Below are 11,761 nucleotides of genomic sequence, written 5' to 3' on the forward strand. Positions count from 1 at the left end.
TCCGTCCCGGGGTAGAAAGAGGAATAAATAATGGCAAAAATAAGAAGTTATAAAAACAAGAAAAACGAAACCCGATACGAATTTCAACTATTTATTGGTACTGACGCTCTGACTGGTAAAAAGAGAACCACTAGACGTCGTGGCTTTAAGACCAAAAAGGAAGCGCAGCTCACATTATCACGTTTAAAACTACAGGTTGAAAATGGGGAATTGGAAACAAAAGGAGCATCCCGCCATGAAACATTTGGCAACCTCTATGACCTGTGGTTTAAGCAGTACAAAAACACTGTTAAAGAAAGCACATGGGCAACCACGAAGCGTATTTTCAGGCTTCACATTTTGCCAGTCTTTGAGAAATACCGTGTGGAAAAGATCACGGTTGTGGATTGCCAAAAAGCCGTTAATGCGTGGTTCGAGAATGGTCTATCACAATATCATCGATTTATAAACTATACTGCTAAAGTTTTAGATTTTGCGATTTCCATGGAATTAATTGACCGCAATCCAGCTAAGCAGGTCATTATTCCTAGGAACACTCAAAACACTGTTCAACAAAATTTAGAAAATTATTACGATAAGAATGATTTAAAAAAATTCTTTAAATTCCTAAAGGATGCCGACTTAAATCCACAAGCCTACATTTTCTTTCGTTTAGCTGCTTTCTCAGGAATGCGTAAATCAGAAATGTTGGTTCTTAAGTGGAGTGATATTAATTTTCGCAGCAATTCAATCAGCATCACTAAAACCCAATCTCGCGGCGCTGGTAACCGTCTAGTTATCCAAACACCCAAGACAATTCGAAGTGAGCGAACGGCTTACATTGACGCTAAAACGGCCCAAATTTTACGTAACTGGCAAAAAGAGCAGCAAAAGTATTTACAAGCAATGGGCTTTCCTATCGGTGACAATTTAGTTTTTTCAAACGAAAAAAATGAAATGTTCCAACCCGTTAAACCACAACTATGGCTAAAATATGTAATCGATAACTTTGATTTAAAGAAAGTTACAGTTCATGCTTTTCGACACACGTATGCAACCCTCTCATTCGCCGCAGGAGCCTCTATTAAGTCAGTTCAAGAGCAGTTAGGACATTCGTCTTATAAAACAACGATGGACGTTTACACGGCAACTACGAAGCAAGAACAGAATGAGGCAACAAAGAAACTTGCAAGGTATTTAGATTTCTAAAAACTTTATTCAAAACTGGCTAACTTTTGGCTAACTTTTTACTGACAATCAGTGACACTCAAAGAAATCGAATGTACAAAAAAGCCCGTCCTCATAGGCTTTTTGACAACCTATAAGAACGGGCGAAACTCAATTATTGGGCTAGCTGGGTTCGAACCAGCGCATCACGGGATCAAAACCCGTTGCCTTACCTCTTGGCTATAGCCCAAGAATAAAATGGAGGGGAGTGGATTCGAACCACCGAACCCGAAGGAGCGGATTTACAGTCCGCCGCGTTTAGCCAGACTTCGCTACCCCTCCGCAATCTGTGTCGGTATCAAACCAACGAATATAATAATACAAAATTATCGCTATTTCGTCAAGCAAAATTTTTAAAAAAGTTGAATTGTTTTTAACTGCTTTAGCCACTCACTATAAAAGGTATTGGTTTGCCACTCATTATGGTGATGATTATGGTATCCAACTGCACCGTTATAATACCATGTGTTTCCAATTTTCCTGGGATTCATATGATCATGAATGTGTCCAAAAATAACAATGGGGACAGCATATTCGTCAATCAGTTGCCCGACTTTCACACTACCGAGCATTGCATTAGCCATGTTCCAAAATCGATTATCACCTGTATATCGAATAAACAATTGATTTGGAACAAAGTGTGTCATTAAAACAACCCTTTTTTGCGCCTTTTGGGCCATCTCAAGCTGCTTTTTTAATTCGTCAATAACTATTCCCTCTCGTTGTGGATCGCTCATAGGCTGCTTAATAAGGCTATCTATCCAATAGGCCATTTTCCATTGGTGAAACTGTGCTTCTGTTTTTCCGGTGTTCTTTGCAAATGAATAGTCATACCAACCATTTAGCCCTATAATTCGATAATTTGTCTCCGGAATATCAAAATAGTGATTATTTAAATAACCCGGCCAATGTCCATTTTCCAATTGATCATAGGTCACGTTTCGTATCATATCGTGATTGCCAGCGATAAACAACACTTGAGTACTAGATAGTTGTCCTGACAATTGCTGAATATAACTGACAGTTTCGTGAAAATCATTAAACAAATCACCTGCCACTAAATAATAATCAGTTTTATTTTCAGTTAAATATTGAGCTTGCTGATGAATGATGCCGTCAGTTGGTACTTTATTCAAATCCAAGTGGTTGTCACTAGAGGCTGCTATTCGAATCATCTTTTATCTCCTCATAAAAAATGTGCTATCCCAAGTAGGATAACACATTTTATGCACTTTAAAACTAATTGACGCCTTCCATTAATTTCTTAATTGGTTTAATTAAAAAGGCTAATAGAATACCCGCGACAACTGCAGCAATTGCAACCATCGTAAAGTACCTGACTTCATTGTCTGGCGTATAGTATTTAACGATTTGAGAATTGACAGCTTGAGCTGCAGAATCGGCTAGGAACCACATGCTCATCATTTGCGATTCAAACGATTTCGGCGCCAACTTGGTTGTCACAGAAAGCCCAATTGGTGAAATAAGCAATTCAGCAACTTCGACAATTGCCCAACTTCCGATTAACCAAAATGGACTTACTTTAGCAGAGCTGCCAAACAACGCAACGGGAATGACCATAAAGAGATATGAAAGTCCTGCAATCATAAGACCAAGTGAAAATTTACTTGGCGAACTTGGCTGTTTCTTACCCAGTTTAATCCAAAGCCATGCAAAGAATGGCGTGTACAGCATAATAAAGAATGGGTTCAATGACTGATACCAGCTTGCGGGAATCTGGAAACCAAATAAACTATTATTAGTTTGGTTAGCCGCAAAAAGCGCTAGAACACTTGACCCTTGCTCCTCAATTGCCCAAAAAATAGCAGCAGCAATAAATAATGGAATGTAAGCAATGACACGCGAGCGTTCTGTGCTGGTGATCTTCTTGCTGGTGATGATGATAATGAAATAGATAATTGGTGTTGCAACGGCAATAACACTTAATAAGGTAATAAAGTTACCAATGTTTAAAGCACCCATAACGTTCATTAAGAGTAATATCAACGCAAAGACAACGACACCAAGTCCAACCTTGACGGACAATTTTTTGACATCTTCAGGTTCCAATGGATCGGAAGCGTACAAACTTGAGCTTGGAAGATGCTTCTTTCCACCACGGATATACTGAAGTAATCCAAAAAACATACCGATAGCAGCAAGTGAAAAACCTAAATGAAAATTAACATGCTGCCCGAGATACCCAACAAGAATTGGTGAAATAAAGGAACCAAAGTTAATACCAAAAACAAAAATTGTAAAACCGGAATCTCGTCGATTGTCGTATTCAGTATATAAATCGCCAACCATTTCAGAGATATTTGGTTTTAATAGACCGGTTCCCAACGTGATTAAAACGATTGAGACAAACAAAGCAATCGAACCCAGTGGCATTGATAGTGCAATATGACCAAACATGATCAATATACCACCATAAAAAACAGTTCTTCGACTACCTAAAATTCGGTCACTAATAAATCCGCCGACAACTGATGACAAATAAACAAGTGACCCGTAAATTGACATGATTGACGCAGCCAAGCCAGGCTCAAAACCAAGTCCACCCTTAGCCACACTCCAATACATGTAGTAAAGAAGAATTGCGCGCATCCCGTAGTAACTGAACCGCTCCCACATTTCTGTAAAGAACAATGTAGAAAGCCCACGAGGTTGGCCGAAGAATGACGTATCTGCACGTTTCTCCTGGTCACTTTGACCTTGTTGTTGCATGTGACACCCTCCAAAAAATAAATCTAATCCGTTTAACAGATTGTTAGCGGGATTAGATCTTTATTTAAAATTACTCTCGTTTAAAGAATAAATCATAAGAGTAATTATAAGCTAGATACACAACGAATTCAACAAACCCTATCCTCTAATAAAGCTGTCTCAACAGGCAAATGCCTTTACATCGCTGATTTTTCTTCAGTAATTTATTTTTTGGAATTTAAGATTATCGGAATGAAACGCTTAACTATAAAATAGATAGTCTCAGTGTTCATTAATGTATCCTGAGCATGCGTTAATAAAACTGAATATTGTAGTTGTTGCGCATGCTGCATTATTTTATTTTGTTCAATGTGCGCTTTTTTAAGCCAATTATAAGCCGTTGATAAATTTTCAGTATGATCTTGTTTTTCTACTGAATTTGATAATTGATCCAATATCTCAGCTAATATTTTCTTTGCATGTCCCGAATACATTAACATCGACATTGCAATTTGATTAAGTTCATCATCATTCACTTACATGGCCTCTGCTGGTGTGAACTCATTCATAATAAATTTAACTAACTTTTCTCCATTGGCCCACCCATAAACATCATCTGGAATTGTCTTCACCTTGGCTCTGCCATCAATCATTTTGATTTCTTTATCGTGATATGACGCCTGAGGAGCAATTAAAACTAAATCAATATTGCTATCCAAATATGTATCTGCTTTGGTATAATCTGCAGAAATCAGGTTAAATTGAGCGTCATAGACTTCCATAAATGACTTAGCAGATTTTAAAAGGAAGTTACTTGAAATACCATTTTCACAAATTAATAATACATTTTTCATTTAAAAGATCCCCTTTAACTATTTATCTTACTTATACAGATTATCACATCGTCCAATTTTTAGCAAGTACCAATATAAGACTAACTATTAACAATGCCTGTATATAAGCTTTTAATTTCATATTAATGTATATACCAATTTCAATCGCCAATCTATACCAATTTATTTTAAAGACTTATCCCAGAAGAATAAGTTCATTTATAACCTTATGTTTTTTTAAAAAACTATAAGGTTATAAAATATTTGCTCATCTAATAGATTTTTGAAGTAGGCAAAGCATATAATGGATTTCGAAGTTTAAGATTATTAACATTTGAAAAATGTTAAATTATTTTTTCTTAAATTAAAAAAGTTATGTTGGGGAGGAGTTTAAGATTATGAAAAAAATGGTATTTATTGCCGGGGTTAGTTTAGCAATTCCATTTATATTCGCAAGTGCAGCAAGCGCCAGCTATTACAGTAGCAACGCATTGAAATTAAAGGTTCGGCCTGTAAATAATTCACAAACTAAAATTGCCGGCACTGCTACAAAGGGATCCAGCGTTAATTTTTATCAAGATGGTGATTTAAAAGCCAAAGCAACGACTAATTCTTCTGGGCATTTTACGATTCCGTTAAAATATACGCTCTCACATATTGGAAGCTATAAAATAACCGCCACTAAATTTAATTACCGACCAGTTAGCCAAACGTTTAAAGTAGCAATGTATCCTTATACTGCTCAAATTAAGCCAATTCAGGCTCAAATTGATACATTGCAAAAACAACTTGATTCTATTCAGTCTCAATTATCTACTATGCAAAGCACAGCGGATGGACTAGCTAATAGTGATACTTCCTCTGCAGACTACCAACGTGCATTTACGGCCGCTGGTAGTAATCCACAGGCTTTTCAAGCTAGTTATCTCGGGTTAGAACAACAATCAATTGATATTCAAAATCAAATTTCACCATTACAGGCACAAATTCAACATTATCAAGATCTGAGTGAACAATAATTTTACTAGTGAATAAAACTGATCATTTTTTTAGTTCGTATTGGTATATAAAAGTCTTCACATTAAAAAAGATTAAGTCATTATGCGATTTCCTGCAATTTTTTACGGCGTTAGTTTTCCTGTAGCTATGATAGCTATCATCAGTAGTATGATTTCTTTACTGTTGATAGCCTGCTTTTATGCTTCAATTAATGGGCCTTAGCCTTTATATCCATTTGTCTTCAATAAACTTTAGGAAGACTTCTGGCTATGATTATTGCTTGTCAACTTTGAAATAAAGAGTTAAGCGTGTTTAGTATGAGTTTATTGAAATTTGATTCTAATGAAAGGACCTATCATTAGAATGTCTATCAAAAAAGTGTCATAACTATCAAACAAATCTGATAGTTATGACACTTTTTTGCAGACCGAATTTTAAACGATCAAGTTAGCTTGCCTGCAAAGGCCCATATTTTTTACGGTGAACCTTGATGAACATTGGTTGATTAAGACGAGGTTATTGGGGGATTAACCACTGCTTTTATAAGTCATGTGATGCGAATCATCAAAAAAACGGAAATGACATAACCTGCGTGGTTATATCATTTCCGTTTAAATTTCGTTTATAACTCAGTATGCCGGCTGCAGGAGTTGAACCTGTGACCCTCGGTTTACGATACCGATGCTCTACCAGCTGAGCTAAGCCGGCGAAAGATTAGACAAAAATGCTAACGTCTTGTTAGCACCATAATCAATCTCCGGCAGGCGGGCTCGAACCGTCGACAACCTGATTAACAGTCAGGTGCTCTACCAACTGAGCTATGCCGGAATAATTGCGTGGCAACGTCCTACCCTTGCAGGGGGCGATCCCCCAACTACTCTTGGCGTGCAGAAGCTTAACGACTGTGTTCGGCATGGGAACAGGTGTATCCTTCTGGCTATCGCCACCACACTATTTTCCTGAAAGAACTTCGTTCTCTCAAAACTAGCTAATATTAATTTTCTGCCTTCAAACACCATTTCTACTTGGTTAAGTCCTCGACCGATTAGTATTGGTCCGCTCCGTGCATCGCTGCACTTCCACTTCCAACCTATCTACCTGATCATCTCTCAGGGGTCTTACTTCCATATAGGAATGGGAAATCTCATCTTGAGGCGAGTTTCACACTTAGATGCTTTCAGCGTTTATCTCATCCATACATAGCTACCCAGCGGTGCGCCTGGCGGCGCAACTGGTACACCAGCGGTATGTCCATCCCGGTCCTCTCGTACTAAGGACAGCTCCTCTCAAATTTCCTACGCCCGCGACGGATAGGGACCGAACTGTCTCACGACGTTCTGAACCCAGCTCGCGTACCGCTTTAATGGGCGAACAGCCCAACCCTTGGGACCGACTACAGCCCCAGGATGCGATGAGCCGACATCGAGGTGCCAAACCTCCCCGTCGATGTGGACTCTTGGGGGAGATAAGCCTGTTATCCCCAGGGTAGCTTTTATCCGTTGAGCGATGGCCCTTCCATACGGAACCACCGGATCACTAAGCCCGACTTTCGTCCCTGCTCGACCTGTCTGTCTCGCAGTCAAGCTCCCTTCTGCCTTTACACTCGTCGAATGATTTCCAACCATTCTGAGGGAACCTTTGGGCGCCTCCGTTACTGTTTGGGAGGCGACCGCCCCAGTCAAACTGCCTACCTGACACTGTCTCCCGCCACGCTAAGTGGCGCGGGTTAGAGTGTTCACACAGCGAGGGTAGTATCCCACCAATGCCTCCACCGAAACTAGCGTTCCGGCTTCAACGGCTCCTACCTATCCTGTACAAGCTGTGTCAACACCCAATATCAAGCTACAGTAAAGCTCCATGGGGTCTTTCCGTCCTGTCGCGGGTAACCTGCTTCTTCACAGGTATCTCAATTTCACCGAGTCTCTCGTTGAGACAGTGCCCAGATCGTTACGCCTTTCGTGCGGGTCGGAACTTACCCGACAAGGAATTTCGCTACCTTAGGACCGTTATAGTTACGGCCGCCGTTTACTGGGGCTTCATTTCTGGGCTTCGCCGAAGCTAACTCATCCACTTAACCTTCCAGCACCGGGCAGGCGTCAGCCCCTATACGTCATCTTACGATTTTGCAGAAACCTGTGTTTTTGATAAACAGTCGCCTGGGCCTTTTCACTGCGGCTGGCCATGTGGCCAGCACCCCTTCTCCCGAAGTTACGGGGTCATTTTGCCGAGTTCCTTAACGAGAGTTCACTCGCTCACCTGAGGATTCTCTCCTCGACTACCTGTGTCGGTTTGCGGTACGGGTAGTTGATGACTCACTAGAAGCTTTTCTCGGCAGTGTGACGTGGGTTGCTTCCCTACTTAAATTTCGGTCCTCATCACCACTTGTCAACCCGCCAAAAAGCATTTGACTCTTTGACTGACTCGTGGCTTGAACATGCCTTTCCAACTGCATGCACAACTTAGCCTCCTGCGTCCCTCCATCGCTCAAACATCATCAACTAGTACAGGAATCTCAACCTGTTATCCATCGCCTACGCCTTGCGGCCTCGGCTTAGGTCCCGACTAACCCTGGGAGGACGAGCCTTCCCCAGGAAACCTTAGTCATTCGGTGGATCAGATTCTCACTGATCTTTCGCTACTCATACCGGCATTCTCACTTCTAAGCGCTCCACCGGTCCTTGCGGTCCGGCTTCGTTGCCCTTAGAACGCTCTCCTATCACCTGAACAAAGTTCAGGTCCGCAGTCTCGGTAATATGCTTAGCCCCGGTAAATTTTCGGCGCGGGATCACTCGACTAGTGAGCTATTACGCACTCTTTAAATGGTGGCTGCTTCTGAGCCAACATCCTAGTTGTCTATGCAACTCCACATCCTTTTCCACTTAGCATATATTTAGGGACCTTAACTGGCGGTCTGGGCTGTTCCCCTTTCGACGATGGATCTTATCACTCATCGTCTGACTCCCGGATAAAAATCAATGGTATTCGGAGTTTATCTGAACTTAGTAACCCATGACGGGCCCCTCGTCCAAACAGTGGCTCTACCTCCATGATTCTACGTCCGAGGCTAGCCCTAAAGCTATTTCGGAGAGAACCAGCTATCTCCAAGTTCGTTTGGAATTTCACCGCTACCCACACCTCATCCCAGCACTTTTCAACGTACACGGGTTCGGCCCTCCAGTGCGTTTTACCGCACCTTCAGCCTGGACATGGGTAGATCACCTGGTTTCGGGTCTACAGCAACATACTTCAACGCCCATTTCAGACTCGCTTTCGCTGCGGCTCCGGCTTTAACACCTTAACCTTGCATGCAACCGTAACTCGCCGGTTCATTCTACAAGAGGCACGCTATCACCCATTAACGGGCTCTAACTGCTTGTAGGCACATGGTTTCAGGAACTGTTTCACTCCCCTTCCGGGGTGCTTTTCACCTTTCCCTCACGGTACTGGTTCACTATCGGTCACTAGGGAGTATTTAGCCTTGGGAGATGGTCCTCCCGGATTCCGACGACGTTTCACGTGTGTCGCCGTACTCAGGATCCTGAACTGAGGGTGCTGGATTTCACCTACGGGGCTATCACCCTGTTTCGCCAATCTTCCCAGATTGTTCGGTTATCCATCACTTTGGTAACTCAAATGTTCAGTCCTACAACCCCAATGAGCAAGCTCATTGGTTTGGGCTGTTCCCCGTTCGCTCGCCGCTACTGAGGGAATCGAAATTTCTTTATTCTCCTGTGGGTACTGAGATGTTTCAGTTCCCCACGTCTACCTCTACTCAGCTATGAATTCACTGAGCAGTAACAGTCGATTAAAACTGCTGGGTTTCCCCATTCGGAAATCTCCGGATCAAAGCTTACGTACAGCTCCCCGAAGCATATCGGTGTTAGTCCCGTCCTTCATCGGCTCCTAGTGCCAAGGCATCCACCATGCGCCCTTGATAACTTAACCTAAGTATCCTACGGATACTTTAGTTAATTGAGTATTTGCGATTTTTTACTTAGTTAACAAACTCAAAATAACGCGGTGTTCTCGGTTGAAATTGGATTATATCCAATTCAATAAATTACAGAAAATTAATATTATCTAGTTTTCAAAGAACCAAGTTTGAGAGTAGACCTCTCAAAACTGAACAAAACTTTCGACATTGTGTAGGTTTCCGAATTTTCCTTAGAAAGGAGGTGATCCAGCCGCAGGTTCTCCTACGGCTACCTTGTTACGACTTCACCCTAATCATCTGTCCCACCTTAGACGGCTGGCCCCCGAAGGTTACCTCACCGGCTTTGGGTGTTACAAACTCTCATGGTGTGACGGGCGGTGTGTACAAGGCCCGGGAACGTATTCACCGTGGCATGCTGATCCACGATTACTAGCGATTCCAACTTCATGTAGGCGAGTTGCAGCCTACAATCCGAACTGAGAACGGCTTTAAGAGATTAGCTTGACCTCGCGGTTTCGCGACTCGTTGTACCGTCCATTGTAGCACGTGTGTAGCCCAGGTCATAAGGGGCATGATGATTTGACGTCATCCCCACCTTCCTCCGGTTTGTCACCGGCAGTCTCGCCAGAGTGCCCAACTAAATGCTGGCAACTGACAATAAGGGTTGCGCTCGTTGCGGGACTTAACCCAACATCTCACGACACGAGCTGACGACAACCATGCACCACCTGTCATTCCGTCCCCGAAGGGAACGCCTAATCTCTTAGGTTAGCAGAAGATGTCAAGACCTGGTAAGGTTCTTCGCGTAGCATCGAATTAAACCACATGCTCCACCGCTTGTGCGGGCCCCCGTCAATTCCTTTGAGTTTCAACCTTGCGGTCGTACTCCCCAGGCGGAGTGCTTAATGCGTTAGCTGCAGCACTGAAGGGCGGAAACCCTCCAACACTTAGCACTCATCGTTTACGGCATGGACTACCAGGGTATCTAATCCTGTTCGCTACCCATGCTTTCGAGCCTCAGCGTCAGTTGCAGACCAGACAGCCGCCTTCGCCACTGGTGTTCTTCCATATATCTACGCATTTCACCGCTACACATGGAGTTCCACTGTCCTCTTCTGCACTCAAGTCTCCCGGTTTCCGATGCACTTCTCCGGTTAAGCCGAAGGCTTTCACATCAGACCTAAAAAACCGCCTGCGCTCGCTTTACGCCCAATAAATCCGGACAACGCTTGCCACCTACGTATTACCGCGGCTGCTGGCACGTAGTTAGCCGTGGCTTTCTGGTTGGATACCGTCACGATGTCAACAGTTACTCTGACACCCGTTCTTCTCCAACAACAGAGTTTTACGAGCCGAAACCCTTCATCACTCACGCGGCGTTGCTCCATCAGACTTTCGTCCATTGTGGAAGATTCCCTACTGCTGCCTCCCGTAGGAGTTTGGGCCGTGTCTCAGTCCCAATGTGGCCGATTACCCTCTCAGGTCGGCTACGTATCATTGCCTTGGTGAGCCATTACCTCACCAACTAGCTAATACGCCGCGGGTCCATCCCAAAGTGATAGCCGAAACCATCTTTTAAACAAAAACCATGTGGTTTTTGTTGTTATGCGGTATTAGCACCTGTTTCCAAATGTTATCCCCCGCTTCGGGGCAAGTTACCCACGTGTTACTCACCAGTTCGCCACTCGTCTTAATGTCAAATCAGTTAAATGCAAGCACTCAACTTCATTGACCAAGACGCGTTCGACTTGCATGTATTAGGCACGCCGCCAGCGTTCGTCCTGAGCCAGGATCAAACTCTCATCTTAAAATCAAAATGATCATTTGTGACTCATTGATTATTTTTTATTGTTACTAGCGAATTGACTTCGCAATTTGTTAATTGGCTTCGATTAAAATCGAAGCACCCTACACAATTTGTTTGTCGAAAATTTTATTCAGTTTTCAAAGGTCTACCTGAGTTGTTAGCAGCAATCCCTCGCTGTTGACAACTATTTAATATTACCATGCTGAGAAGTGATTGTCAACAAAACTTTTGAATTAACTTTTTGATTGAATCCGTTTGGCTTGTTCACTCACT

At 42.7% G+C, this 11,761-nt stretch carries 6 protein-coding genes, 4 tRNA genes and 3 rRNA genes; 2 read left to right on the forward strand and 11 right to left on the reverse strand.

Going from position 1 to position 11,761, the window contains the following annotated elements:
- Nucleotides 1–30 precede the first annotated feature (30 nt).
- Complete coding sequence (locus tag GQR93_RS09920; RefSeq protein ID WP_159298789.1) at nt 31–1,188, forward strand: site-specific integrase; 1,158 nt, start codon at nt 31–33, stop codon at nt 1,186–1,188.
- A gap of 136 nt (nt 1,189–1,324) precedes the next feature.
- Here GQR93_RS09920 and GQR93_RS09925 read toward each other — a convergent pair.
- The 6 genes from GQR93_RS09925 to GQR93_RS09950 all read right to left on the reverse strand — a co-directional run bounded on the left by GQR93_RS09925 (nt 1,325) and on the right by GQR93_RS09950 (nt 4,769).
- Nucleotides 1,325–1,396, reverse strand: a tRNA-Gln gene (locus GQR93_RS09925).
- A 9-nt stretch (nt 1,397–1,405) separates the two neighbouring features.
- A tRNA-Tyr gene (locus GQR93_RS09930) sits at nt 1,406–1,488 on the reverse strand.
- A gap of 71 nt (nt 1,489–1,559) precedes the next feature.
- Complete coding sequence (locus tag GQR93_RS09935; protein WP_003554772.1) at nt 1,560–2,381, reverse strand: metallophosphoesterase; 822 nt, start codon at nt 2,379–2,381, stop codon at nt 1,560–1,562.
- A gap of 64 nt (nt 2,382–2,445) precedes the next feature.
- On the reverse strand, nt 2,446–3,936 hold the full coding sequence (locus GQR93_RS09940) for a peptide MFS transporter (RefSeq protein ID WP_003554774.1): 1,491 nt from the start codon (nt 3,934–3,936) through the stop codon (nt 2,446–2,448).
- A 203-nt stretch (nt 3,937–4,139) separates the two neighbouring features.
- On the reverse strand, nt 4,140–4,451 hold the full coding sequence (locus GQR93_RS09945; RefSeq protein ID WP_003554776.1) for a PTS lactose/cellobiose transporter subunit IIA: 312 nt from the start codon (nt 4,449–4,451) through the stop codon (nt 4,140–4,142).
- Entirely contained in the window at nt 4,452–4,769 is a 318-nt protein-coding gene (locus GQR93_RS09950) for a PTS sugar transporter subunit IIB (protein ID WP_003554778.1), read from the reverse strand.
- 377 nt (nt 4,770–5,146) lie between these two features.
- Here GQR93_RS09950 and GQR93_RS09955 point away from each other — a divergent pair, with 377 nt between their 5' ends.
- Nucleotides 5,147–5,767: a hypothetical protein gene (locus GQR93_RS09955; RefSeq protein ID WP_003554780.1), complete on the forward strand. Its 621-nt coding sequence runs from the start codon at nt 5,147–5,149 to the stop codon at nt 5,765–5,767.
- 615 nt (nt 5,768–6,382) lie between these two features.
- Here GQR93_RS09955 and GQR93_RS09960 read toward each other — a convergent pair.
- The 5 genes from GQR93_RS09960 to GQR93_RS09980 form a co-directional block, all read right to left on the reverse strand.
- Nucleotides 6,383–6,455, reverse strand: a tRNA-Thr gene (locus GQR93_RS09960).
- Nucleotides 6,456–6,502: 47 nt separating this feature from the next.
- A tRNA-Asn gene (locus tag GQR93_RS09965) sits at nt 6,503–6,575 on the reverse strand.
- A 6-nt stretch (nt 6,576–6,581) separates the two neighbouring features.
- Nucleotides 6,582–6,698: ribosomal RNA gene (gene rrf, locus GQR93_RS09970) — 5S ribosomal RNA — on the reverse strand.
- A gap of 74 nt (nt 6,699–6,772) precedes the next feature.
- Nucleotides 6,773–9,692: ribosomal RNA gene (locus tag GQR93_RS09975) — 23S ribosomal RNA — on the reverse strand.
- 223 nt (nt 9,693–9,915) lie between these two features.
- Nucleotides 9,916–11,489, reverse strand: a 16S ribosomal RNA gene (locus GQR93_RS09980).
- Together the 16S, 23S and 5S rRNA genes with 2 tRNA genes alongside form the textbook arrangement of a ribosomal RNA operon.
- Nucleotides 11,490–11,761: the final 272 nt, after the last annotated feature.

This window comes from Lentilactobacillus hilgardii (assembly GCF_009832765.1).
GTDB classification, from domain to species: Bacteria; Bacillota; Bacilli; order Lactobacillales; family Lactobacillaceae; genus Lentilactobacillus; species Lentilactobacillus hilgardii.

Excerpts from the sequence above, each read along its gene's own strand:
- GQR93_RS09920 (WP_159298789.1), top strand. The coding sequence starts at position 31 with ATGGCAAAAATAAGAAGTTATAAAAACAAGAAAAACGAAACCCGATAC.
- GQR93_RS09935 (WP_003554772.1), bottom strand. The coding sequence starts at position 2,381 with ATGATTCGAATAGCAGCCTCTAGTGACAACCACTTGGATTTGAATAAA.
- GQR93_RS09940 (WP_003554774.1), bottom strand. The coding sequence starts at position 3,936 with ATGCAACAACAAGGTCAAAGTGACCAGGAGAAACGTGCAGATACGTCA.
- GQR93_RS09950 (WP_003554778.1), bottom strand. The coding sequence starts at position 4,769 with ATGAAAAATGTATTATTAATTTGTGAAAATGGTATTTCAAGTAACTTC.
- GQR93_RS09955 (WP_003554780.1), top strand. The coding sequence starts at position 5,147 with ATGAAAAAAATGGTATTTATTGCCGGGGTTAGTTTAGCAATTCCATTT.